The sequence below is a fragment of the Sphingobium sp. RS1 genome (genome assembly GCF_056156825.1).
On sequence record NZ_JBLZXE010000003.1, the window covers coordinates 822,229 to 847,129 of the forward strand.

Here is a 24,901-nt window from a genome sequence, read left to right on the forward strand (position 1 = left end):
CAAGGCGATCCGTCCTAGGGAACATATATGAAGCGGTAGGTGGGTGCCTGATAGGTGAAGTCCGGCGTCAGCGCGCAATCCTGTGGCGCCTGGCCATAGGCGGCCTGATCGATGCAACGCACGGCGGAAGCAATATTGGTCATCAGTGCCACCCGGCCGACCCCGGTGGCACGCTCGCTGCCGCTGCCGCCCTTCGCTTCCGCCGACGTCGCGATTTCCCGGTCGAAGATGTGCTGGCCATTGTCGATGCGCGTCAGGCTCCACCCCATGCGCACCGTCGCGCGGCTGGAAAAGGAGATTTTGAACGGCGCGTCCATGTCGATCCAGCGTGGGGACAGGCGCACCTTCGCATCGGCCTCGTTCGGCGCCAGCAGGTTCAGCTTCTCCAGCGTCTCGCGCAGCGCCTTTTCAAAGCTGCTGCGCTTGGCCGCACCCGTGATCCCGGCGGTGGCGCCGGCACCGACCACGCCGGGCATGTCGGCGACCGGATCGATCGCGATGCGATGATAGAGCGGATGCTCCGGGGCCACTGGCCTCGGCGTGCCCGGCTTGAACGGCAGGCCGATGGGCGACAGCGGCACATCGGCGGCAAGGGCAGGGGCCGTACTGACGACAAGGGCGGCGGGGATCAGGATCAGGCGCATGGTGCGGCCATAACCGCATAATCATGCGCGACCCTTACGAGACGTCGTTAATGCCATGCTGGCACTGCCTCGCTTCAGCGGCTAAGCCACCGCCATGCACAATGTGCTTTCCTATCGCCGGATCGGCATCATCGGCACCGGCCGCGTTGCGGGCGCCATGGCGCTGGCGCTGCACGCCCATTCGGCGGCGGTCCCGCTGGTCTGGGGGCGTGATCCGACCCGGCGCGATGCGCTGGCGGCCGTGCGCCACGCAGTTGTCGCGCCCGATCTGGCGGCGATCGCGCAGACCTGCGACCTGATCCTGATCGCCGTGTCGGACGACGCCATCGCCACCGTCGCGGCCGATCTTGCCGCTTGCCTGCCCGGTGGCGCCACGCCCCTCATCCTGCATCTGAGCGGCCGCAGCGGCGCAACCCTGCTGGCGCCTTTGCAGCAACGCGGTGCGCTGACGGCGGCGGTGCATCCCGCGATGACCTTCACCGGCGATGCGGCGCGCGAGGTTGCCCGCATGGTTGGGGCCACCTTCGTCATCACGGCCGATGATCCCCTGGCCCTTGCCGCCGCCCGGCATCTTGTCGCCCTGCTGGGCGGCGTGGCGGAGCAGGTAGGGGAGGGGCAGCGTGCCCTGTATCATGCCGCGCTTTGCCATGCGGCCAATCACCTCGTCACGCTGATCGCCGGCGCGCGCGATGCGCTGTCGACGGCGGGCATAACCGATCCATCCGGATTGCTGGGCCCCTTGGTCCGCGCCGCGCTCGACAATAGTCTGGATCGTGGCATGGCCGCCCTGTCCGGTCCATTGTTGCGCGGCGATGCAGACAGTATCGGCCGACATCTGGCCGCGCTGAAGGCCGATCATCCCCAGTTGCTCCCGGCCTATCGCGCCATGGCGGGCGCAACGCTGGATGCGCTCGCGCAACATGGCCAGTCTGTGTCTCCTTCGTTGCGAACTGTGCTGGACTGACCACCTGTCTTGAAGCCTCCTTGCGTGCTAGCTAATGCGACGAAATCGCAACATGGAGCCAGCCGATCAAGCCCATTGACCTCAATCTGCTGATGACCCTCAGCATGCTGCTGCAAACCCGCAGCGTCAGCCGCTCGGCGCAACGATTGGGCCTTAGCCAGCCGACGGTCAGCCGGGCGCTTGGCCAGTTGCGACAGATATTGGCCGACCCTTTGCTGGTCCGCTCCGGCGGCGGCATGGCCTTGACCCAGCGCGGCGCGGCACTGGCCCAGCCGCTCGAAGCCTGGCTGGCGATGAGCGCGACCCTGCTGGAACCGGCGCGTTTCGATCCCGCCTTGCTGGACCGGAATTTCCGCGTCGCGGCGACCGATTATGGCGTCCTGTCGGTCGTGTCGCCCGCGCTGCCCGCCATCGGTGCAGTGGCACCGGCCTGCGGCATCGATGTGTCCGCCTTTTCCGACGACATGTTCAAGAAGCTGGTTTCAGGCGAACTGGACCTCATCATCTATGGGTTCGAACCCGATCTGTCGCTCACCCATGCGCGCCATCTCTTTCGGGAGACGCAGTCGCTGATCGTGCGGCCCGGTCATCCCATGACGGTGCATGGCTCTGATGCCATCCCCTCGCTCGATGCCTATCTCGCCTGGCCGCATGTCGCGGTCACGATCGGCGATCCCGATATCGACCATGTCCAGTCCTGTCTGGGCGACCGGGCGACGGAGCGGCAACTGGTGGCGCGCCTGCCCTATTTCTACGCCGCGCCGGACCTGATCGGCGCGACTGACGCGATCCTGACCATGCCGACCCGCGCAGCGCAGCGTTTCGCGCGGACGCATGGCTTTGTCTGCCTGCCTTGTCCGCCGGACATCAAGGGCTTCGACTATTGGGTGCTGTGGCATGAACGCAGCGCCCGCGATCCTGCAACCCTGTGGCTGATCGACCAGTTGGTCGCCGCCGTCTGATCGATCAGATCGGGCAAATGCGCTATTCAAAATTGATATTTGGCATCGGGGCGGGGATGCGACAGATGCGGCTGCGAAGCAATCGCAATTGAGAGCGCCGCAAAGGCGCCGGGGGACTTCCAAAAACCATTACCCGCCGGACTGCGCATTCTGCCGCAGTCTGATCCAGGGCGCATCCGCGCGCCCGTCCCGTATGACAACCCAAGGACTTTCCATGAAGGCCCAGACCCTTTTGCGCGCCGGCAGCGCGCTCGCCGCCAGTCTCCTGCCCGCCACCAGTTTCGCGGCTGACGCGGCCGTCGATGGCGACCAGATCGTCGTCACCGCCGCCGGGCGCGAGCAGGAGGTGCGTGACGCACCGGCCTCCATCACCGTCATCAATCGCGAAACGCTCGACCGCATGCCTTATCGCGAAGTCACCGACGCGCTGATGGAAGTGCCGGGCGTCACCGTCACGCCGGGCGAAGGCAATAGCCGCGACATCTCCATTCGTGGCATGGCGCCGCAATATACGCTCATCCTGGTCGATGGTAAGCGCCTGTCCTCGCGCGAATCCCGCACCAATGGCGGCAATATCAGCGAAGGCGGCCAGTTGCCCCCGCTCGAAGCGATCGAACGGATCGAGATCGTGCGCGGCCCCATGTCCTCGCTCTACGGGTCGGACGCGATGGGCGGTGTCGTCAACATCATCACCCGGCGCATCGGCGACGACTGGCGCGGCAGCGCGCGGGTCAACGGGACGATGCAATTGGGCAGCGACTATGGCAATTTCGCCGATGGCAATTTCTATCTGTCCGGCCCGGTGACGAAGGGCGTCGGCATCCAGTTGCAGGGCGCGATTAACCGGCGTGAAGGCGACAAGGTGATTGGCGGCACGCCCAAGCGTGAGGATGAAAGCCTGGCGGCCAAACTGGGCTTCGCGCTCAGCGACAATCATGAAATCCTGCTGGAGGCCGGCTATTATCGCCAGAAGGTCACCCAGATTTCCGGCGAGACGATCGAGGCATCCACTACGTCGCCCGAAGGCACGGTCGATATTCAGGACCAGAAGCGCAAGGTCGCCTCTATCAGCCATAGCGGCAAATGGGGCTTTGCCTCTTCGGAATCCTACGTCCAATATGAAGATGCAAAGAATGTCACCTCGCAGAAGGAAGTGAAGAACACGGTCGCGCAGAGCCTGTGGGTCGTGCCGCTGCCGTCCAACACGCTGACTGTGGGCGGCTTCTATCGCCATGAGGATCTGACCGACCTGACCGGCAACCTCCTGTCCGGTTCCACCACCACCGGGACGACCCGCACCAGTTGGGCGCTGTTCGCCGAAAATGAGCTGAAGCTGCTCGACGGTCTGGCGCTGACCGGCGGCATCCGCATGGACAAGGATGAGCAATATGGCGTCCACTGGACCCCGCGCGTCTATGCGGTGTGGAATATCAATCCGGCCTTCACGCTCAAGGGCGGCTATTCGCAGGGCTTCCGCGCGCCCAGCCTGCGCCAGACCATCCCCGACTGGGGCCAGTCCAGCCGTGGCGGCACCATCTATGGCAATCCCGATCTGGAAGCGGAAACCAGCCGCACGATCGAGGCGGCCTTGCTCTTCTCGCGCGGTCGCTTCAACGCCAGCCTGACCGCCTATGACACGCGCTTCAACGACAAGATCACCCGCGTCACCTGCGAAGTCGCCGGCGCATGGTGCATCAATGAGCCTTTGAGCTCGATCGGCCGCCCACCCACGACCTATGTGAATGTTGACAAGGCCAAGGTACGTGGCATCGAAATCGCGATCGACTTCCCGCTGACCAACACGCTGCGCGTCAATGCCACCGGCACACTGACCGATTCAGAGCAGCTGACCGGCGCGGCGGCGGGCGCGGCGCTCAACGATACGCCCAAGCAGCAGGCCAGTGCCTCGCTTAACTGGAAGCCGGATCAGCGCCTGTCCGCCTACGCCCGCGCGGTCTATCGCGGCAAGGAAGCGGTGACGGAGGCGCAGATCAGCGGCACCAACATCTTCGCCGCCAGCTATACGGTGGTGGATATCGGCGCCTCCTACAAGATTACGCCGGCCTTCACTGTCCATGGCGGCGTGCAGAATCTGTTCGACAAGCGGCTGGACTATGATGCGTCGGGCTATGTCATCGACCCGGTCCGTCTCTGGATGGGTGTAGGCGTCCGCTTCTGACCACCCTCTAATGTCGCCCGTCGCGTCTGGCGGGCGGCATCCTACTCTTCCTGCGATCCTCTCTTGTACCGCGCGCCGCTGGCAAGCTATGCCCTGTGGCAGACAGAGAAGGATGGATGCGTGGCCAAGTCGCCGACGAACATGCAGGGCAAGGCGAATGGACGGGCCGGCGAAGCGGAGGAAACCCGCCTCAACATATTGGACGTCGCGACGCTGGAATTTGCTGACAAGGGGTTGAGCGGGGCGCGGATCGACGAAATCGCCGAACGGACCGATGCGTCCAAGCGTATGATCTATTATTATTTCGGCAGCAAGGAAGGCCTGTACCGTGCGGTGCTGGAACGCGCCTATACGGCGGTGCGGGAAATCGACGCAGACAATACCCGCAGCGATCTGGCCCCTGACGCAGCCTTGCGCGACGTGGTCGGCGCGACCTTCGACTATCATCACCAGCATCCCGAATTCGTCCGGCTGGTGATGAACGAGAATATTCTGCGCGGCGCCCATATCGGCGAAATTCCCGGCATCCGCGAACGCAATCGCAAGGTGGTGGAACAGTTGCGCAACATTTTGGCGCGGGGTGTCGCCAGCGGTCATTTCCGCGAGGGTATCGACCCGCTGGAATTGCATATGACGATCAGCGCGCTGTGCTTCTACAATGTCTCCAACCGCTATACTGTTTCCTATGGCTTCGAACGTGATGTGACCGCGCCCAAGATATTGGCGCGTCGGCGGGGCAATATCATCGACATCGTCGAAAGCTGGTGCCGGGCCTGAAAGGGCGGTTGCAAAAAATAAGATAAACCTCGCTCGTCATTGCGAGCGAAGCGAAGCAATCCATCGTAGCGCGACCTAGATCGCTTCGCTTCGCTCACGATGACGGCTGGCGCAGAGTGCAGGCCTTCGCGACTTCTTTCTACCTTCTTAACGCCACGTATCATCATCGCGCTTGCCTTGCGGATCGCCGGTGATATCAATGTACGAAATAGTTAGCACAAGAATCGCGAACGGGAGAGGATTATGCGCAAGCGGATCACGCTATCTTTGGGTCTGGCCATGATGACGGCGGCCCTGACCGCAACCATGCCGGCTCGCGCCCAGCCGCCATCCCCGGCGACCTCCCCCGAACCCGCGCTGGGTGATCCGATGCCCGACCGTATCCTGACGCTGGCGAACGGCGTCACGGTCAGCGCGGATGTCACTTATTCGACCATATCCGGTTATCGTCCGATCATCCTCGACCTCTACCGCCCGGCGCAGCAGGGCAAACCACAGCAAGCCGGGCCGCTGCCGCTGGTCATCTATATCCATGGCGGCGGCTGGGCAAACGGCCATACCCGCCAGTCGGGCGCGTTCAGCGACTTTACCGCTGTGCTGGCCGACCTGTCGGCGCGCGGCTATGTCGTCGCCTCGCTCGAATATCGGCTGTCGAAGGAAGCGCCTTTCCCTGCCGCGATCGATGATGTCCGCACCGCCATCCGCTATCTGCGCGCCAATGCCACGCGCTTCGGGCTGGATGGCAGCCATGTCGCGGTCTGGGGCGGATCGGCCGGCGGGCAACTCGCGGCGCTCGCCGCCCTGCAATGCGGCAGCGCTCCGACCGGCGACGACAAGAGCAATGCGAGCCAGAGCGATTGCGTACAGGCGGGCGTCGGCTGGTATGGCGTCTATGATTTCGCGACCATGCCGCAGGCGATCGCCAACGCGGAAAATGCCTATCTCGACTGCATAAAGCCCGATTGCCCGGCCGACCGTATCAAGGCCGCCAGCCCCGCCGCCCATGTCGATGCGAAGGACCCGCCGATGCTGCTGATTCACGGCACGGAGGACAAGGTTGTGCCGGCCGACCAGTCGCGCCAACTCGCCGCCGCCTTGAAGAGCGCCGGCGTCCCGGTCACGCTGGAGATCATCAACGGCGTCGGCCATAGCTGGATCGGCGCCGATGCCGCTGCGACCCGCGATGCTTCGCTGCGCGCGCTGGACCTGACCTTCCGCTTCTTCGATACACAGCTCAAGGGCAAGAAGTGATGCGGCGGTTGCTGCTGGCGCCCAGCTTGGTTCTGGGCTTGCTGCTGTCCTCAGCCGCCCCGGCGCAGATCGTCGCACAATCCGATGGAGATCCCGTCCGCACCGAAGCAGGTCTGGTCGATGGCAAGACGCTGCCGTCGGGCGTGCGCGCCTGGCTGGGCGTACCCTTCGCTGCGCCGCCGGTGCGCGATCTGCGCTGGCGTGACCCGCAACCCCATGCGCGCTGGGATGGCGTCTGGCATGCCGATCGCTTTGCGCCGGAATGTATCCAGCCGTTGCGCGCCCGCAACCTCAACCATTATTTCGGGGAGGAGGCGATCAGCGAGGATTGTCTCTACCTCAATATCTGGGCGCCGCCCGGCCCTGCGCCGACGGGCGGCTATCCCGTCGTCACCTGGATCTATGGCGGCGGCTTCAACATCGGCTCTGCCTCAATGGCCAATTATGCGGGGGAGGCGCTGGCGGCCAGGGGTGTCGTCTATGTCGCGATCGCCTATCGCGTCGGGCCATTGGGCTTCCTTGCTCACCCGCAGCTCAGCGCCGAAAATGGCGGCAAGTCGGGCAATTATGGCCTGAAGGATCAGGTCGCGGCGCTCCGCTGGATCAAGACCAATATCGCCGGCTTCGGCGGCAATCCCGCCAATGTCACGATCGCCGGACAGTCGGCAGGCTCCATGGCCGTCTCGCTGCTTCAGGCCAGTCCGGCGACGAAAGGCCTGTTCCAGCGCGTCGTCGGCATGAGCGGCGGCGCCTTTGGCGGCATCGGCACGCCCGCGCCGCTCAAGGATGCAGAGGCCGAAGGTCTGGCCGTGCAGGAAGCGCTGGGCGTCCGGTCGATTGAACAGATGCGCGACATGCCCGCCGACAAGCTGATCGCGCTCGCCGCGCCGGTCCGCCGCAAGGCGATCACCGTCGACGGGGAGGTGGTGACTGAAACCCCGGCCGCGGCCTTCGCCGCGGGCCGCCAGAATGACGTGCCGCTGCTGCTGGGCTTTACCCGCGACGAAAGTTTCCGGTCGCTTGGCCCCATCGCATCTGTCGCCGACTATGAAGTCGCCATACGCCGCGCGTTCCCGGACAAGGCCGATGCGATCCTGAAACGCTATCCCGCCCGCACAGTACAGGAGGCACAGCGGCAGGCGCGCGATATCGAGCGCGACTCCACCCTCAATGCCCAGATGGCGCAATGGGCGCTGGCACAAAGCGCCACTGGCAAGGCGCTGGTCCACGCCTGGTTCTTCACCCGCGTGCATCCCTATCGCTCTGGCGTCACCTTCGCCGATCATGATCCCGCGACGGTGGGGGCCTATCATAGCGCCGACATCCCCTATTGGCTGGGGACGCTGGACAGCCTCAACCTGTTCCGCACCACCCGTGACTGGACCCCGGTGGATCAGGCGCTGTCGGGCGAGATGATGGATCATCTGGTCGCCTTCGCCCGCACCGGCAAGCCGGGCGCGAACTGGCCCGCCTTCAGCCCACGCAAGCCCATGGTGCTGCAACTGGGCGAGACCCGCCGCACGATCCCATGGCCGCATTTTGCCGACTGGCCGCTATTTGGCGACGCGCCGCCACCGCCGACCGACAAGCCCCGGATCAGGGATTGAACGCATGACGGATCAGGGCAGGCGGGCGGTTCTGACCGCCATGGGCGGGATCATCGCGGCATCGACATGGGCCGGCAGGGCGGGGGCGGCCACGCCCGACATGCCCGGCCTCGACTTCGTCTATGAAGCCATCGTGACGCTGGAACCGACTCAGGAGATCGGCCCGACCCCGATCGGCACCCGCCGCCGCGTGCCGATCACCGGCGGCCATTTCGCCGGGCCGCGTATCCGTGGCACGGTCGTCGCGGGCGGGGCCGACTGGCAGTTGCAGCGCGCCGACAACTGGACGGTGATAGAGGCCGACTATATGATGCGCGCCGACGATGGCACGCTCATCCATGTCCGCAATGTCGGCCTGACCAACAGCCGTGTCCCCGGCGCCACCAGCCGCTATCTGCGCACCGTTCCCAGCTTCGAGGCGCCGATCGGCCCGCATGACTGGCTTAATCAGGCGATCTTCATCGGGACGCTCGGCCCGCCGCCGGAGGATGCACCCAAGCCAGCCGTCCGCATCCGGGTCTATCGCGTCACATGAGGCGGTTTTCCATCCTTACCGGGGTCGCGGCGCTGGCTCTGGCCGGTTGCGCGACGACATCGTCCATACCGGCATCCACCGAGGCTTGCGCTCTCACCGCGCAATTCCGCTTCGTCTGCGGTGCCAACAAGCCTGAAGACCTCGCCCATATCCCCGACACGCCCTGGGTCATCGCCAGCGGCTTTGCGACCGGCGCGGGACTGAAGCTGGTGGACAGCCGCACCCGGCAGGCGCGCTTCTGGTTCACCGCCGCCGCCGATCAGGTCGCGCCTGACCCGGCCTATCCCGATTGTACGACCCCGCCCGATCCGGCGCTTTTCACCGCGCGCGGCCTCAGCCTGCGGATGACCGGGCCGGGGCAGGGCAGGCTGCTGGTCGTCAACCATGGCGGGCGTGAAGCGATCGAGGTCTTTGCCATCGATGCGCGAAACGTCTCCGCGCCGCCAAAGCTGCGCTGGCAGGGCTGCCTCGCCATGCCCGCAGGCCATGTCGCCAATGCGGTCGCTTCTTACAGCGACGGCACCGTGCTGGCCACGGTGCTGACGCGTCCCGGCACCAGCATCACCGACTTCGTGCTCGGCCGCACGACCGGCGGCGTCTACCAGCGCGGCCCGCGCGATCGCGCCTTCCGCCTGCTGCCCGGCACCGAACTGCCCGGCAATAACGGGCTGGAAACGGCACGCGACGACAGCGGCTTCTACGTCATCGCTTTCGGCCTGCGGGAGGTTGTCACCTATGCCCGCAACGACACGCGCCAGCCGCTCTGGCGCGCGCAGGCGCCCGAATTCATGCCCGACAATATCCATTGGGACGGCGACCGGCTGCTGCTCGCCGGCATGGTGCGCGATGAACCGGCCTGCGGCGGCTTGCGCCAGGTCATCGACGGCGTCGCTGACGGCATGCTCTGCCATCGCGGCTATGCCGTGGCGCAGCTCGACCCGGAAAGCCGCCGCTTCTCGCTGATCGCCTATGGCACGCCCGATCCGGTCTTCAACGGCGTATCGGCGGCCGTGCTGCTGGGCGACGACCTCTGGCTCGGTTCCTATCAAGCCGATCGGATCGCCATCCATCGCCTGCCGAAAAATGGTATGAACTAGTTAGTACATTTTGCTTGCCGAACCGCCCGGACTGGCGTAGACATGATTCTGCAAGATCGGGACATATATTCCGGCGGACGGGGAGGATCGGGCCAGTCATGGGCCAGCAGTGCATCTATATCTTGAACGGCCCCAATCTCGACCATCTGGGCGTGCGCGAACCGCATATCTATGGGACCGAGACGCTCGTCGATGTTGAAGCCGCCTGCCGGCGTGAAGCCGAAGGCTGGGACGTCGACCTGATTTTCCGCCAGACCAATGCCGAACATGAGATGGTCGGCTGGCTGCACGAAGCGCGCGTCGGCGCCATGGGCATCGTCATCAACCCAGCGGCCTTTTCCTATGCCGGCTATGCCATGCTGGATGCGCTCAAAATGTGCGATTGCCCGATCGTGGAGGTCCATATTTCCAATATCCATCGCCGGGACGAGGAATGGCGCACTCGCTCGATCATGACCCGCACGGCCACGGCGATACTGTCGGGCATGGGGACGGACGGTTATGCGCTGGCCGTGCGCCACCTGCTGCACCTTGGCCAGCGGCGGAATGCGGCATGAGGGCGGTCGATCCTGCCGCGCTGCTGCGCCCCACCCGCGCGCGCATCGGTGTGCTGGCGCTCATCAGCGTCGCCACCCTGCTCAACTATATGGACCGCGCCGTGATGGGCGTGGCCGCCCCGTCGCTGACGGCGGAGCTGGGCATTTCGCCGGAAATGATGGGCTTCATCTTCTCGGCCTTCTCCTGGACCTATGCCGCGTCCCAAATTCCGGGCGGGCTGCTGCTCGACCGGCTCGGCACGCGCATCACCTATGCCGGATCGCTGATCCTCTGGTCCTTCTTCACTTTGCTCCACGGTTTAGCCGGCAATGTGGCAATGTTGTTCGGCTTCCGCCTGGCGCTGGGCATGGCGGAAGCACCTTGCTACCCGTGCAACAGCCGCATTCTCAGCAGTTGGTTCCCGCAGGATGAACGGGCGCGGGCCAATTCCGTCTATGCCGTGGGGCAATATGCGGGCCTGGCCTTCTTCGCGCCGGTCCTGTTCTGGGTGGTCGGCAGCTTCGGCTGGCGCGCGCTGTTCCTGATCGCCGGGGCGCTGGGCATGGCGTTCGGCCTGCTCATGTATGCCCGCTATCGCGATCCGGGCGAAAGCAGCCGCATCAACGCCGCCGAGCTCGCCTATATTGAGGCGGGCGGCGGCCTGACCGTGGCGAAGACGGAAGAGAAAATCCCCTTCTCCTGGGCCAATGTCCGCAAGCTGATGCGCAAGCGTCAGATATTGGGAGCGTCGATCGGCCAGTTCTGCGGCAATTCCACGCTGGTCTTCTTCCTGACCTGGTTCCCCACTTACCTCGCGACCGAGCGGGGCATGGACTGGCTCAAGTCCGGCACCTTCGCCGTGCTGCCCTATATCGCCGCATCGGCCGGGGTGCTGCTGGGCGGGCAGGTGTCCGACCTGCTGATCCGCCGCACCGGTTCCGCCAATATCGGGCGCAAGCTGCCGATCGTCGCCGGCCTGCTGCTGGCTTCCACCATCGTCGCGGCCAATTTCGTTCAGAGCAATACGCTGGTCATCGCCATCATGTCGATCGCCTTCTTCGGGCAGGGCATGGTCAATCTGGGCTGGACGCTGATTTCCGACGTTGCCCCGCGCCAGTTTGTCGGCCTGACCGGCGGCGTCTTCAATCTCTGCGCCAATCTGGCGGGCATCGTGACGCCGATCGTGGTGGGCGTGATCGTGGGGCAGACCGGTTCCTTCTACGGCGCGCTGGCCTTTATCGGGGTGCTCGCGCTGGTCGGGGCTGCCGCCTATATCTTCATCGTGGGGGATGTGCGCCGGGTGGAAATGGACTGACCGGCGCATAAGACACAAGACATAGCCCGAAGGGCCAATAGAGCCTCGGGTCGCGCAAGTTTATGTACGAACTAGTTAGTAATAATAAAGGGAGGATGAAATGAAGACAGGTTTCACCATGCAGCTTCGCCTCGGCGGATCGCTGGCCGCACTGGCGCTGGGCGCTTTTGCCTCGCCGCTCTGGGCGCAGGATCAGGCTGCGCCAGCGGAAGAAGCGGCTGCCGCGCTTGCACCGCAGGGGGCTGAACCGGCCACCGCCGACATCGTCGTCACCGGATCGCTGATCGCCCGCCCGAACAATGTCGCGGTCAGCCCGATCGTCACCGTCTCCGATGAACTGGTCCAGCAGAGCGGCCAGATCACGCTGGAAGATTCGCTCAATCAACTCCCCGGCTTCACCCCGTCCGGCAATGCCGGCACCGGCGGTCAGGGCGGCGGCGGGCGCGCCACGCTCAACCTGCGCGGCCTGGGTTCGAACCGCAACCTCGTCCTGCTCGACGGCCGCCGCCTGCCGCTGTCGGACATCAACGGCAATGTCGACATCAACATCCTGCCGGAATCGATCATCGGCTCGGTAGACGTCATCACCGGCGGCGCGTCGGCCATCTATGGTTCGGACGCCATGTCCGGGGTGGTCAATTTCAAGACCGACAAATATTTCGACGGCATCCGCGCCGATATCCAGAATGGCAACAGCTTCCGCGGCGATTATGGCAAGTTCAACGCCTCGCTGGCGCTGGGCACCAAATTCGCCGACGATCGCGGCCGGCTGATGCTGGCATTGAGCTATGGCCAGCGCGATCCGCTGTCCGGCTCGCAGCGTGGCTTCTTCGCGGACAAGGTGCCCTCCTCCTTCATCGGCACCGGCGCCTTCGTCCCCAATGCGCTGAACCTGCCCAATCAGGCGGTCCTCAATGGTCTGTTCGCCAGCTATGGCGCGACCAGCGCGATCAACCCGACGCTCAACCTCGGTTTCAACAATGACGGCACGCTCTTCGTCCAGACCGGCGCGATCAACTACAAGGGGCCGACGGACGGCGCCTATGCCGTGGTCGGCGGCAATGTCCGCATGCCGGTCGGCCCGCAGCTTCAGATCCTCAACGCCTTCGAACGCAAGTCCGCCTTTGCCAAGGGCGAGTTCGACCTGACCGAATCCCTGACCGCCTATGGCCAGTTCCTCTATGTCGACTCCACCGTCACCACCGAAAGCGGCAGCAGCCTGACGCAGTTTGCCCCCTTCACCACCATTCCGGTCACCAATCCCTTCATCCCCACCGACCTGCGCACGCTGCTGGCTTCGCGCGCCAATCCCGACGCGCCCTTCCGCTGGAGCGCCCGCTATGTCGGTGTCGGCGATAAGGGGTGGGAGGAAAATTACCGGGTCCAGCAATATCTGGGCGGGCTGAAGGGCACGATCGCCGGGTCATGGAAGTTCGATGGCTTCGTCTCCTATGACGAGACGGTCCATAACCAGTCGATGTTCAACGCGGTGCTGAAGTCGCGCGTCCAGACCCTGCTCAATGCCACCGATGGCGGCGCGTCGCTCTGCGCCGGCGGCTTCAACCCGTTCGGTATCACCAACGCGACCAGCCTGTCGCGCGAATGCCAGCAATATATCACCGCGACTGTCCAAAACCGCGAACGGCTGACCCAGACTCAGGTACAGGGTCAGGTCAACGGTCCGCTGTTCGATCTGCCCGCCGGCCCGGTGCAGCTTGCCCTGCTCGCCGGCTACCGCAAGAATACGTACAAATATGATCCCAGCCCTGATCTGGTGTCGAATAATATCGAGGCCGTCGTCGGCTCCAATCCGGCGCAGGGGGAGATCAGCGTCAAGGAGTTCGCGGCGCAGATCGACGTGCCCCTGCTGTCGGATACACCCTTCTTCCATGAACTCGGTGTCGGCGCTGCCTTCCGTTATTCGGATTACAACACGACCGGCAGCGTGAAGAGCTATGAAGTCGACGCCCGCTGGCAACCGGTGGACGCGCTGCTGATCCGTGGCAGCTTCCAGCGCGCGGTGCGAGCGCCCAATATCGGCGAACTCTTCTCGCCCGTCACCGGATCGCAGCTGGCGATCGGTACGCCGCCCGCCGCTATCGGCGATCCGTGCGACGTCCGCTCCTCGGCCCGGACCGGCGCCAATGGCGCGCAGGTGCGTGACCTCTGCCTGGCGCAGGGCATCCCGGCCGCCGCGATCGACGCCTATCAGTTTGCCACCACCGCCACCGGCGGCAATATCCAGGGCAACAGCGCGCTGACCCCGGAAAAGGCGAATACCTTCAATGTCGGCTTCGTCTTCAATCCGAAGCTGTCGTCGCCTTGGCTGTCGGGCTTCTCCTTCTCGGTCGACTATTATAACATCAAGATCAGCAATGTGATCTCGACCATCAATGGCCTGACCGTGCTGGCCAAATGCTATAATCTGGACGGATCGAACAGCAGCTATTCCAACAGCAACGAATTTTGCCAGCTGGTGCAGCGCGATCCCACCGGTCAGCTTGTCGCCATCGCCCAGCCCTATCTGAACCTTGGCGCACTCGATACCGACGGCGTCGATGTGCAGGTCAACTGGTCGCTGAAACTGTCGGAGGCCGGCATCGGCGACGGTTCGGGCAAGATCTACGCGTCCTCGGCGATCGGCTGGCTGAACCATTATAAGGTTCAGACCTTGCCCGGCACTGCGGCGCAGGATTTCGTCGGCACCAGCACGCCGGGCCGCCCGCTGCCCAAGTGGAAGGCGCTCACCACCGTCGGCTACAGCTCCGACGTCTTCGGCATCGGTCTGCGCTGGCGCTATCAGGGCAAGCTGCGCGACATCAGCGCCATCACGACGCCGGCGGCGGAGCAGGTCGGGGTAAAGCCCTACAACCTGTTCGATATCTTCTCCACGCTCGACATCAACGACAATATGCAGCTGCGCGGCGGCATCACCAACCTGTTCGACAAGGGCATCCCCTTCGTGGCCAGTTCGCAGAACGGCACGGATGCGGGCACTTACGATATGGTCGGCCGCTCCTTCTATGTCGGCGCGAAGTTCAAATTCTGATCTCTCCCCCTGCCTCGCCGCCCGGTCCATCCGGGCGGCGGGGACATTTCTCCCAATCGGATGATCCACCATTGACCCAGCCCCGCTCCGCCCCCGCCCGCTATCTGACCGGCCTGATCGGGCGGGATATCCAGGCATCCCTGACGCCGCGCCTGCATGAAAGCGAAGCCGACGCGCAGGCTGTGCGCCTCGTCTACCGCCTGTTCGATTTTGCGGCGGACGGCATGGACGGCAGCGACCTTCCCCGGCTGCTCGACGCCCTGCAACTGGCCGGTTTCGCCGGCGTCAACGTCACCCACCCCTACAAGCTGGCGGTGATCGCCCATCTCGATGACCTCTCGCCACAGGCGGCGCAGATCGGGTCGGTCAACACCGTCGTCTTCCGCGACGGTCGCCGCATCGGTTATAATACGGACGTTACCGGTTTCGCCGAAAATCTGCGCTCCGGCCTGCCGCACGGGACCGCCATCGACCGTGTGGTGCAGATGGGCGCCGGCGGGGCAGGGGCGGCCACCGCCCATGCCTTGATGGACCTGGGCGTGGCGCAGCTCACCCTGTTCGATTCCGACAGCAACCGCGCCACCGCGCTCGCCGACGCGCTCTGCGCCGCCCATGGCGCTGGCCGGGCAGTCGTGGGGCATGATCTTGCTGCGGCACTCGCCCGCGCCGATGGCATCGTCAACGCCACCCCCATGGGTATGGCGGTCCATCCCGGATCGGCCATCCCCCGCGCGCTGCTCGACCCCCGACTGTGGGTCACCGACATCGTCTACTTCCCGCTGGAAACCCAGTTGCTGCGCGAAGCGCGGGAAGTCGGCTGCACCACTTTGGACGGCAGCGGCATGACCATCTTCCAGGCGGTCGGCGCCTTCCAGCATTTTACCGGCCTGATCGCCGATCCCGCCCGCATGGGTGCCAGCTTCCGTGCCGCGCTGGCCGGGTGATATGCGCGCGACCGGTCGGCTGGTCGCAACCGGCTTGTCGTTTATGAACCATCCGGTACGTTACATTGATGCGGCAAGGAGGAGAGCCACGCCATGACCCTGCAATTCGGCATCGCGACGGTATCATTGAGTGGCACGCTGGAGGAGAAATTGCGCGCGGCTGCTGCGGCCGGCTTCGACGGGGTGGAGATTTTCGAGAATGACCTGATCGCCTCGCCGCTGCGCCCGCGCGAAGTGCGGGTGATGCTGGACGATCTCGGCCTGTCCTGCATGCTCTACCAGCCCTTCCGCGATTTCGAAGGCATGCCCGGCGCCATGCGTCAGAGCGCGTTCGACCGGGCGGCGGCAAAGTTCGACCTGATGGGCGAGCTGGGCGCCCGCCACATCCTCGTCTGCTCCAACTGCTCGCCGCACGCCTTGGGCGAGCGCAACCGGATCGTCGCCGACTTTCAGCAACTGGGCGACCTTGCCGCCAGCCACGACATCATGGTGGGTTATGAAGCGCTCGCCTGGGGTCGCCATGTCTTCGACCATCGCGATGCCTGGTCGATCGTGGAAGCGGTGGACCATCCCAATGTCGGCATCATCCTCGACAGTTTCCACTCCCTGTCGCGCGGCATCCCCAGCGACAGCATCCGGGCCATTCCCGGCGACAAGATCGCCTTCGTGCAGCTGGCCGATGCGCCGAAACTGGACATGGACCTGCTCTACTGGAGCCGCCACTTCCGTAATTTCCCCGGCCAGGGCGGATTGCCGGTTGAAGCCTATGTCGCTGAAATATTGGCCACAGGCTATCAGGGGCCACTTTCGCTTGAAATCTTTAACGATCGCTTTCGCGGATGGTCCGCCGACCTGATCGCCGCCGATGGCCTGCGCTCGCTCCGCCATGTAGAGGATGCAGCGCTGCGCCTGCTGGACCGGCCTGCCGCCGTGCCCCCGCCGCCGCCCCATGTTTATCCGCTCTTCGTCGAATTTGCCGTCGCCGACGCCGATGTGCCGACGCTGGAGACCATGTTCGGCTCGCTCGGTTTCGTGCGCACCGGCACCCATCCGACCAAGGCGGTCAGCCGCTGGCAGGCGGGATCGGTCAATCTGGTCATCAATGCGCAGGCGGAGGGCTTTGGTCATGATTTTCGCCAGCAACATGGCGCGTCCATCTGCGCCATGGGGCTGGTCGTGCCAGACCGGGATGCGGTGGCGGCCCGCGCGGCCCATCTCGGCATCCGCACGGTGGACGATCATGATGCGCCCGGCAATCTCGCCTTTCCGGCGCTGCGCGGCATCGGCGGCAGCCTCGTCTATCTGATCGGCGAGGACGAAGTCGATGCCATGTGGGACCGGGAGTTCCGCCCGACCGGAGCGCCGGTCGACGCCACCCCGCTCAGTATAGATCATCTCGCCGCCGTCGTGCGGATCGAGGAATATCTCTCCTGGCAACTATATTGGCGCTCCCTGTTCGGCCTTCAGCAAAGTTTTCAGGCGGACGTGATCGACCCGTCCGGCCTTGTCCTCAGCCAGCCGTTGCAATCGGCTGACGGCGCATTGCGCATCACCCTCAACGCATCGGAGGCGGTCGGCACCCTGTCATCGCGCTTCGTCGAACATAATGTCGGCGGTGGCTATCAGCATGTCGCGCTCGCAACGCCCGATCTTCTGGCCAGGGCGGGCCATATGCTACGGGATGGCGCCGAAATACTGCCGATCCCGGCCAATTATCATGATGATGTCGCCGCCCGCTTCGGCCTTGACGACCAGCGGCGCGATGCGCTGGCGCAGGCGAATATCTTCTATGATGCCGATGGCGCCGGTGGAGACTATCTCCAGCTCTACAGCCGCGCTTTCCACAAGCGCTTCTTCTTCGAATTTGTCGAGCGCCATGATTATCAGGGCTATGGCGCGCCCAACGCCAGCATCCGCCTCGCCGCGCAGGAGCGCTACAAATATCGGGCGGTCGATCCGGCCTGAGCGAAGGCAGGCGCCGCCCCGTCACCGGGGGCGGCGCCTGCCTCTATCGATCAGGACGCGGCGTCTGCCTTCTCCGCCTTGATGCCCAGCTTCCGGCGGGGCGCCTTGGCGGGAGCCGGTGCCTTTTCGGCGCTCTTTTCGGCGGCCTTCGCCTTGGTGGGTTCTGTCGGCGCGGCTTCGGGCTTGGCAACAGCTTCGGCCTTGGGCTTGCGCGGTGCCTTTGCTGCCGGCGCAGCCTTCTTGGCGGCGGGCTTGGGTGCCGGCGCGACGGGTTCGGCGACCACGGGCGCACTGGCCGGTGCAGCGGCGACCGCCTTGCCGCTCGCCTTTTTCTTCGGTGCGGCGGCGGGCTTGGCCGCCTTGGCGCTGCTCGCCTTGGAGGCGGGCGCCTTCGCCTCGACCGATGCAGCGGCGGCGCTGGCGGCAGCGGCACGGGCCTGCGTTCCGCGCTGCCCCAGGCCCAGTTTCTGCGCGACCGCGCGGCGCTGGTCCGAATAGGCCTGCGCCACCATCGGATAGGTTTCGGGCAGGCCGTAGCGCGCGCGATAATCGGCCGGCGTCAGCCCATGGGTGGCCAGATGCCGCTTCAGCGTCTTGTACGGCCGCCCGTCGATCAGGCTGAGGATATGCTCGCGCGACGCGAGGCTCTTGCGTACGCTCACCGCCGGCACATACTCGACCGTTTCGGGTTCGGCTGCGACAGTATCCGCGATCAACGCGGCGCGCGTCGACTGGATGAGCGCTGCCAGATCTTCGCTGGCAACTGTGTTGTTGGCGACATAGGCGCTCAGCAACTGGACGGTCAGGCTCGTATAATCGGGCTGTTCGGTGTCGGCCATGATGATATCCTATCCAGACAAGTCGGCCCAAAAGGGGTGGTTCATGATATATGGGGCCAGCGCCCTTTTGCCGTCATCCGGTCCAGTTGTCAAAGCGGCTTAGTGAAAGGTCCATGGCGCCACATCGCCATGGTTCGGTCCTGTGGACGGATATTGCAGTGCATCAATTGATCCAGATCATCAAAGATTTGGATATCATGGCCGGTTTTTCTTGTTCTCGCGAAGAAGAAGCTGATGCGCTATTGACGCGATCAGACGGCGACACACCGGTCGCCGTCCGTCTGCTGTCCCGATCAAACAGGGGTGTTCGACCCACCCAGCGCCTTGACCAACGCGATGCTCGCCCGCATCCGTGCGATTTCCGCGCTCAGCAGCGCATTCTGCGCGTCGAGCGCGTCGGTCTGGGCCGTCACGACTTCCAGATAGTCGGATGCGCCGTCGCGATAGCGGGTGAAGGCCAGATCGCTGGTCTTTTGCGCCGCCTGTGCCGCATCGCGCTGGTCGACCAGCTGCACCGACAGGTGGCGCAGCGCGGCAAGGCCGTCTTCGACCTCGCGGAAGGCGCCCAGCACTGTTTCGCGATAGGTCGCTGCCTGTTCCTCATAGTCGGCGCGCGACAATTTCACCTGCGCCTTGCGCCGGCCGCCGTCGAACAGGGTCAGCGCTGCTGCCAGCGGCCCCAGGCCCCAGACGCTGGTTGGCGTCGACAGCAACTGGCCATGGGTGGTCTGCCAGCCACCGCTCAGTCCCAGCGTCAGCGACGGGAAGAAAGCCGCGCGCGCCACCCCGATGCGGGCATTCATGGCAAACATCCGCCGTTCCGCCGCCGCAACGTCGGGCCGCCGCTGCAACAATGCGGAGGGCGCACCGGCCGGCACATCCGGCGCGTTCAGCGGCTGCACCTTGGGCGCGATCGCAAAGTCGGAGGCGACGGCGCCGGTCAGCGCCGCCAGTTCATGCTCGGTCGCCGCCCGTTCATTGGCCACGGCCGAAATCCGCGCCTTGGCATTGCTCAGCGTCGTGCGCGCGCGGTTGACGTCGATCCCCGACGCGATGCCACCCTCATGGCGCGTGTCCGTCAGCCGGTAGGCGCGATCGAACGCCTCGACCGTCCGGTGCAGCAGGTCCGCCTGCGCATCCAGCCCGCGCAGCCGCGCATAGGCATCGGCCACCGCTGCCTGCAAACTCAGCCGCGCGGCGGCCAGATCGGCCTCGCTCGCCTGTGCGTCGGCCCGCGCCGCCTTCACGCTGTTGCGGATGCGGCCCCACAGGTCCAGTTCATAGTCCAGCGCCGCGCCGACCGAATAGTCATTATAGGTCTGCGCCGTGCCATTGCCCTGGAACCGGTTGCCCGACACGCGCTGGCGGCTGCCATCGGCGCCCACGCCGACGGTCGGGATCAGGTCGGACGCTTCCACCCGCGCCACCGCGCGCGCCTGATCGTAGCGCGCGAGCGCCGCCGCCAGCGTCGGGCTGGCCGCTTGCGCCCGCGTCTCCAGATCGTCCAGCACCGGATCGCCGAACATGCTCCACCACGGCCCGCGCGGCGCCGTGTCCATCGGCGTCGCCTGCGTCCAGCCTTCCATTTCCTTATAGGCTTGTGGCGCGGTAATCTGTGGCGGCTGATAGGCCGGCGCCATCGAACAGGCGCCCAGCAGGCCAGGGGTCAGGCCCGCCAACATGCGCCGCATCCGCTTACCCCGCATGCGCTTTGCCCTTGCCACCTGCCGTGACATTGACCCGGTCGCCCGACTGGATCGAATCCGGCGGGGAATCGATCACCTTGTCGCCCGCCTTGATCCCGCCCGATACCAGCACGGTCGCGCCTTCGTCGCGGCTGATGGTGACGGGGCGCACGGTCACCCGATTGTCGCCGCCGACCAGCGCGACGGTCGGGCCGTCATTGCCGTAAAGGATGGCGCTGCCCGGCAGGGTCATGCCCCCCGAAACGGCAGATCCGCCACCCTGGCCGACATTGAAGCTGACCTGCGCGAAGGCGCCGGGCTTCAATGCCCGATCGGGATTGTCGGCCTGCAACTGCACCAGCACCGCGCCCGATTGCGCATCGACCGCCCCGGCGCTGCTGGTCAGCGTGGCGGTGAAGGTGCGGCCCGGATATTCGGGCAGCGTCAGCGTGGCCGGCATGCCCGGCTTTACCTGCGCCGAATAGCCCTGCGGCACACGCACATAGATGCGCATGCGATGCACGTCGGACACGGTGAACAGGGGCTGCGACGCGGCATTGCCCGCCACCACCAGCGCGCCGATCTGCGCCGCGCGGCTGGTCACCACGCCATTGAAGGGCGCAGCCAGCCGGGTGAAGCCCTGCATCGCGCGCAGCCGCTTCACATTGGCCAGCGCGGCGTTGGTCACCGCCGTGCGCGCGGCCAGATCGCCATTCTTCTCGTCCGATTCCTGCTTCGACACCGCGTCCTTGGCCAGCATCACGGCCCAGCGTTTCGCGGTCGTGTCGGCCAGTCGCTGCTGCGCCAGCGCGGTCTGGTAATCGGCTTGCGCGGCGGCAAGCTGCTGATCGATTTCCGGCGCATCCAGTACGGCGAGCGACTGGCCCGCCCGCACATTGTCGCCGATATCGGCCAGCCACCGGCTGACATAGCCGTTGGTCCGGGCATAGATGGCCGCGCTGTTATAGGCCTGGACATTGCCCGGCAGCACCAGCGCACCGCCCTTTTCATCGCGCTGTGGCGATACCACCGCGACGGACGGGATGGCGGCCTTTTCGGCGGTGCCGCGCAACTCGTTGGTCGCGCTGATCCGGGTCGCCATGCCCACGCCGACGACGGCAATGGCGATCACGGCGGCGCCGATGCCGACGCGCTTCAATGTGCGGCTGTCGGGGCCGCTGGCGGTCTGGTCCTGTTCGGGGGTCATATCATGCATGGCTGGGCTGCATTTCCATCTGGGGGGCGGCGGCTTTGTGGCGGCGGTGGACGAAGCTGAAGATGACGGGGACGAAGAAGAGCGTGGCGATCGTGGCGCAGATCAGGCCGCCGATCACCGCGCGGCCCAGCGGCGCATTCTGCTCGCCGCCTTCGCCCAGGCCCAGCGCCATCGGACCCATGCCGATAATCATGGCCAGCGCGGTCATCAGCACCGGGCGGAAGCGGACCATGCCGGCCTCCATCGCGGCGGCGGTAGCATCGCCCAGCTCGGCCAGCTTCTCCCGCGCGAAGCTGACGACGAGGATCGAGTTGGCCGTGGCCACGCCCATGCACATGATCGCGCCGGTCAGCGCCGGAACGGACAAGGTGGTGCCGGTCACGAACAGCATCCACACGATCCCGGCCAGCGCGGCGGGCAGGGCGGTGATGATGACGAACGGGTCGACCCAGCTCTGGAAATTGACCACGATCAGCAGGTAGATAAGCACGATCGCGCCCGCCAGACCAAAGCCCAGGCCGGAGAAAGCTGTATTCATCGTCGCATATTGGCCGCGCATGGTGATGGTCGAACCCTTGGGCTCTTCCGCTTTAAGCGCCTTGATGGCGGCATTGATGTCGCCCGCCACCGCGCCCAGGTCGCGGCCCTGCACCGTGGCATAGATGTCCAGCACCGGCGCGATATTATAGTGCGACACCACCGGCACCGTGTTCGACCGCTCGATCGTGGCAAGGCCGCCCAGCGGCTGCACCGCGCCATTGCTGCCCGCGGCCGCCGATACCGGCACGTTGGACAGGTCGCTGATCGATCCCACCAGATATTCGGGTGCCTGCGCCACCACCGGATAGGACACGCCGCTCTTGGGATCGACGAAGAAGACCGGCGCGGTCTGTGCCGTCCCGGCCAGCGAACTGGCCAGGCTGGTGGTCACGTCACGTTCGGTCAGGCCATATTGACCCGCACGGCTGCGATCGACATCGACGTCCAGCTGCGGCGAGCGCCCCGGTTGCTGGATGCGTGCGTCGGCCAGACCAGGGATGGTCGCGACCTTCGCCAGCAATTTCTGCGCATAGGCGCGGTTGGCGGCGGCATTCTTGCCGGCGATCTGGATGTCGATCGGGGCGGGCGCACCGAAATTCAGGATCTGGCTGGTAATGTCGGCCGGCAGGAAGGCGAAGCTGGTGCCGGGGAAGCGACGGGGCAGTTCCTCGCGCAGCTTGCCGACGATTTCGTCGGTCGGGCGATGGCCATGTTTCAGCGCGATCATCATGTCGCCGTCCTGAGGACCGATCGTGCCGCTATTATTATAGACGGTGTTGATGGAACTGACCGGCAGACCGATATTGTCGGTGATGGCGTCCAGTTCCTGCGCCGGCACCATGTCCTTCACCGCGGCTGCGATCCGCTCGAAGCGGGCGGCGGTATCCTCAATCCGGCTGCCCACCGGCACGCGCACATGCATGGCGATCTGGCCCGAATCCACCGCCGGGAAGAAATTGCTGCCCAGCATCGGCAGCAGGCCGAAGGACAGGATGACGATGCCCATGAAGCCCAGCAGGAAGGGCTTGCGCGCATTCAGCGCCCCGCGCAGCAGCCCGACATAGCTCTGGCGAACCTTCTCGAACTGCCGTTCGAACCCGCGCTGGAACCGCACCAGCGGATTCCGCGACGTGGCGCTGCCCGCCATATGCGCGTCGCCATGCTCCACATGGGGTTTCAGCAGATACATGGCCATGGTCGGCACCAATGTGCGCGACAGGATGAAGGATGCGATCATCGCGAACACGACCGACAGCGCCATCGGCACGAACAGGAAGCCCGCGACGCCCGGCAGGAAGAACATCGGCACGAACACGATACAGATGCACAGCAATGATACGAAGGCTGGCGTCACGATCTGCGCCGCGCCGTCCAGGATGGATTCCACCACCCCCTTGCCCTGTTCCAGATGCCAGTTGATATTCTCGATCGTCACCGTGGCGTCGTCGACCAGGATGCCGACCGCCAGCGCCAGCCCGCCTAGTGTCATGACGTTCAGCGTCTGGCCGAACATCGCCAGCGCCGCGACCGCCGCAAGGATCGCCAGCGGAATCGACAGCGCGATGATGACGGTGGACCGCCAGCTACCCAGGAACAGCAGGATCATCAGCGACGTCAGCGCCGCGGCCAGCGCACCTTCATGGATCACGCCCTCGACCGCCGCCTTCACGAACAGCGACTGGTCGCCGATCATCAATATCTTCAGCCCGTCGGGCAGGGTGGCGCTGATCTTGGGCAACGCCTGCTTCACCCCGTCCACGATCGCCAATGTGGATGTTGCACCGTTCTTCAGCGCGGTCAGCAGCACCGACCGGCGGCCTTCCACATGCACGACATTGGTCTGGGGCCCGTTGCCGTCGCGCACATAGGCGATGTCGCGCATATAGATGGTGGCGCCATTCACCACCTTGACCGGCAGGTCATTGAGCGCCTCGATCGTGCCGGGCGCATTGTTTAGCCGCACGCTATATTGGGTCGCGCCGATCTTCACGAAGCCGGCGGGATTGATCTGGTTCTGCGCGGCGATCGCGGTGCCGACATCCTGTGCGGTCAGCCCCTTGGACTGGAGCGCGACGGGATTGAGGTCGATCTGGATCTGCCGCTGCTTGCCGCCCGACGGGAAGGGCATGGCCAGGCCCGGAATGGTGACGAGAGACGGCCGGATCTGGTTCTGGCCAAGGTCGAACAATTGCTGTTCCGACAGGCCCTGACCCGACAGCGCCAGTTGCAGGATCGGCACGGTGGACGCGCTGTAGTTCAGCACCAGCGGCGGCGTGATGCCCGGCGGCATCTGGCGCAGCACCGTCTGCGAAATCGACGTCACCTGTGCGGTGGCGGTGCGGATGTCGGCGCCCGGCTGGAAATAGATTTTCACGATGCCGATGCCCTGCATCGACTGGCTCTCGATATGTTCAATATCGTTGACGGTTGTGGTCAGCACCCGCTCATAGGGGCTGATGATCCGGTTGCCCATTTCTTCCGGCGGCAGGCCGGCATATTGCCAGGCCACGGCAATCACCGGGATGCGGATATTGGGGAAGATGTCGACCGGGGTGCGCACCGCCGCCATGATGCCGACGATCGCGATCAGGATCGCCATGACGATGAAGGTCAATGGCCGGTTCAGCGCAACCTTGACGATACCGATCAAACCAGGACTCCTGCCTTCGTCGCGCCGGCCGACATCGCCGGATAGTGGATATTCGCCTCTCCGTCGGTTGGGTCATGGGGGAACAACGCATCGGGCGGAAAGAACCGCCATCGTCTGCGTCACCCTTTACCGGGGACATATTATG

Annotated in this window: 18 protein-coding genes; 13 read left to right on the forward strand and 5 right to left on the reverse strand. The window is 65.1% G+C overall.

Going from position 1 to position 24,901, the window contains the following annotated elements; all coding sequences use genetic code 11:
- Positions 1–14 precede the first annotated feature (14 nt).
- Positions 15–644, reverse strand: a complete 630-nt coding sequence (locus tag ACNHGR_RS23640) for a hypothetical protein (protein WP_475289380.1) — start codon at positions 642–644, stop codon at positions 15–17.
- A gap of 94 nt (positions 645–738) precedes the next feature.
- Between ACNHGR_RS23640 and ACNHGR_RS23645 the strand changes: the two genes are divergently transcribed.
- From ACNHGR_RS23645 to ACNHGR_RS23705, 13 genes are all read left to right on the forward strand, one after another.
- Positions 739–1,608, forward strand: a complete 870-nt coding sequence (locus tag ACNHGR_RS23645) for a Rossmann-like and DUF2520 domain-containing protein (RefSeq protein ID WP_475289381.1) — start codon at positions 739–741, stop codon at positions 1,606–1,608.
- A 92-nt stretch (positions 1,609–1,700) separates the two neighbouring features.
- Positions 1,701–2,570, forward strand: coding sequence for a LysR family transcriptional regulator (locus tag ACNHGR_RS23650; RefSeq protein WP_475289382.1), 870 nt, complete (start codon positions 1,701–1,703; stop codon positions 2,568–2,570).
- A 214-nt stretch (positions 2,571–2,784) separates the two neighbouring features.
- Complete coding sequence (locus ACNHGR_RS23655) at positions 2,785–4,749, forward strand: TonB-dependent receptor domain-containing protein (protein WP_475289384.1); 1,965 nt, start codon at positions 2,785–2,787, stop codon at positions 4,747–4,749.
- Between the two features lie 120 nt (positions 4,750–4,869).
- On the forward strand, positions 4,870–5,526 hold the full coding sequence (locus ACNHGR_RS23660; protein WP_475289385.1) for a TetR/AcrR family transcriptional regulator: 657 nt from the start codon (positions 4,870–4,872) through the stop codon (positions 5,524–5,526).
- Between the two features lie 243 nt (positions 5,527–5,769).
- Positions 5,770–6,777, forward strand: coding sequence for an alpha/beta fold hydrolase (locus ACNHGR_RS23665; RefSeq protein ID WP_475289386.1), 1,008 nt, complete (start codon positions 5,770–5,772; stop codon positions 6,775–6,777).
- The gene (locus tag ACNHGR_RS23670) at positions 6,777–8,384 is read left to right on the forward strand and encodes a carboxylesterase/lipase family protein (RefSeq protein ID WP_475289387.1); all 1,608 of its coding nucleotides are present in this window, start codon (positions 6,777–6,779) and stop codon (positions 8,382–8,384) included. Before ACNHGR_RS23665 ends, ACNHGR_RS23670 begins: the two co-directional genes overlap by 1 nt.
- A 4-nt stretch (positions 8,385–8,388) precedes the next feature.
- Entirely contained in the window at positions 8,389–8,919 is a 531-nt protein-coding gene (locus ACNHGR_RS23675; RefSeq protein WP_475289388.1) for a DUF3237 domain-containing protein, read from the forward strand.
- Positions 8,916–10,016 (forward strand): hypothetical protein, encoded by a 1,101-nt coding sequence (locus ACNHGR_RS23680; protein ID WP_475289390.1) that lies wholly within the window; start codon positions 8,916–8,918, stop codon positions 10,014–10,016. Before ACNHGR_RS23675 ends, ACNHGR_RS23680 begins: the two co-directional genes overlap by 4 nt.
- A gap of 98 nt (positions 10,017–10,114) precedes the next feature.
- Positions 10,115–10,573: a type II 3-dehydroquinate dehydratase gene (locus tag ACNHGR_RS23685; protein ID WP_475289391.1), complete on the forward strand. Its 459-nt coding sequence runs from the start codon at positions 10,115–10,117 to the stop codon at positions 10,571–10,573.
- The gene (locus tag ACNHGR_RS23690) at positions 10,570–11,868 is read left to right on the forward strand and encodes an MFS transporter (RefSeq protein WP_475289392.1); all 1,299 of its coding nucleotides are present in this window, start codon (positions 10,570–10,572) and stop codon (positions 11,866–11,868) included. The genes ACNHGR_RS23685 and ACNHGR_RS23690 overlap by 4 nt, the downstream gene beginning before the upstream one ends.
- Positions 11,869–11,968: 100 nt before the next feature.
- A complete protein-coding gene (locus ACNHGR_RS23695) occupies positions 11,969–14,917 on the forward strand; it encodes a TonB-dependent receptor domain-containing protein (protein WP_475289394.1) in 2,949 nt (982 codons plus the stop codon).
- A gap of 71 nt (positions 14,918–14,988) precedes the next feature.
- Complete coding sequence (locus tag ACNHGR_RS23700) at positions 14,989–15,861, forward strand: shikimate dehydrogenase (protein ID WP_475289395.1); 873 nt, start codon at positions 14,989–14,991, stop codon at positions 15,859–15,861.
- Positions 15,862–15,954: 93 nt separating this feature from the next.
- Positions 15,955–17,826 (forward strand): bifunctional sugar phosphate isomerase/epimerase/4-hydroxyphenylpyruvate dioxygenase family protein, encoded by a 1,872-nt coding sequence (locus ACNHGR_RS23705; RefSeq protein ID WP_475289396.1) that lies wholly within the window; start codon positions 15,955–15,957, stop codon positions 17,824–17,826.
- Between the two features lie 50 nt (positions 17,827–17,876).
- On the opposite strand, the gene ACNHGR_RS23710 is transcribed toward ACNHGR_RS23705, so the two are convergent.
- The 4 genes from ACNHGR_RS23710 to ACNHGR_RS23725 form a co-directional block, all read right to left on the reverse strand.
- A complete protein-coding gene (locus ACNHGR_RS23710) occupies positions 17,877–18,665 on the reverse strand; it encodes a Ros/MucR family transcriptional regulator (RefSeq protein ID WP_475289398.1) in 789 nt (262 codons plus the stop codon).
- A 293-nt stretch (positions 18,666–18,958) separates the two neighbouring features.
- Entirely contained in the window at positions 18,959–20,371 is a 1,413-nt protein-coding gene (locus ACNHGR_RS23715; protein ID WP_475289399.1) for an efflux transporter outer membrane subunit, read from the reverse strand.
- Entirely contained in the window at positions 20,361–21,566 is a 1,206-nt protein-coding gene (locus ACNHGR_RS23720) for an efflux RND transporter periplasmic adaptor subunit (RefSeq protein ID WP_184273955.1), read from the reverse strand. Before ACNHGR_RS23720 ends, ACNHGR_RS23715 begins: the two co-directional genes overlap by 11 nt.
- Positions 21,559–24,756, reverse strand: coding sequence for an efflux RND transporter permease subunit (locus ACNHGR_RS23725; protein ID WP_475289400.1), 3,198 nt, complete (start codon positions 24,754–24,756; stop codon positions 21,559–21,561). The genes ACNHGR_RS23720 and ACNHGR_RS23725 overlap by 8 nt, the downstream gene beginning before the upstream one ends.
- Between the last annotated feature and the right edge of the window lie 145 nt (positions 24,757–24,901).

Bases quoted from the DNA above. Each gene is read 5' to 3' on its own strand.
- ACNHGR_RS23640 (WP_475289380.1), bottom strand. From the start codon at position 644: ATGCGCCTGATCCTGATCCCCGCCGCCCTTGTCGTCAGTACGGCCCCT.
- ACNHGR_RS23645 (WP_475289381.1), top strand. From the start codon at position 739: ATGCACAATGTGCTTTCCTATCGCCGGATCGGCATCATCGGCACCGGC.
- ACNHGR_RS23650 (WP_475289382.1), top strand. From the start codon at position 1,701: ATGACCCTCAGCATGCTGCTGCAAACCCGCAGCGTCAGCCGCTCGGCG.
- ACNHGR_RS23655 (WP_475289384.1), top strand. From the start codon at position 2,785: ATGAAGGCCCAGACCCTTTTGCGCGCCGGCAGCGCGCTCGCCGCCAGT.
- ACNHGR_RS23665 (WP_475289386.1), top strand. From the start codon at position 5,770: ATGCGCAAGCGGATCACGCTATCTTTGGGTCTGGCCATGATGACGGCG.
- ACNHGR_RS23670 (WP_475289387.1), top strand. From the start codon at position 6,777: ATGCGGCGGTTGCTGCTGGCGCCCAGCTTGGTTCTGGGCTTGCTGCTG.
- ACNHGR_RS23675 (WP_475289388.1), top strand. From the start codon at position 8,389: ATGACGGATCAGGGCAGGCGGGCGGTTCTGACCGCCATGGGCGGGATC.
- ACNHGR_RS23680 (WP_475289390.1), top strand. From the start codon at position 8,916: ATGAGGCGGTTTTCCATCCTTACCGGGGTCGCGGCGCTGGCTCTGGCC.
- ACNHGR_RS23685 (WP_475289391.1), top strand. From the start codon at position 10,115: ATGGGCCAGCAGTGCATCTATATCTTGAACGGCCCCAATCTCGACCAT.
- ACNHGR_RS23690 (WP_475289392.1), top strand. From the start codon at position 10,570: ATGAGGGCGGTCGATCCTGCCGCGCTGCTGCGCCCCACCCGCGCGCGC.
- ACNHGR_RS23695 (WP_475289394.1), top strand. From the start codon at position 11,969: ATGAAGACAGGTTTCACCATGCAGCTTCGCCTCGGCGGATCGCTGGCC.
- ACNHGR_RS23705 (WP_475289396.1), top strand. From the start codon at position 15,955: ATGACCCTGCAATTCGGCATCGCGACGGTATCATTGAGTGGCACGCTG.
- ACNHGR_RS23710 (WP_475289398.1), bottom strand. From the start codon at position 18,665: ATGGCCGACACCGAACAGCCCGATTATACGAGCCTGACCGTCCAGTTG.
- ACNHGR_RS23715 (WP_475289399.1), bottom strand. From the start codon at position 20,371: ATGCGGGGTAAGCGGATGCGGCGCATGTTGGCGGGCCTGACCCCTGGC.
- ACNHGR_RS23720 (WP_184273955.1), bottom strand. From the start codon at position 21,566: ATGCATGATATGACCCCCGAACAGGACCAGACCGCCAGCGGCCCCGAC.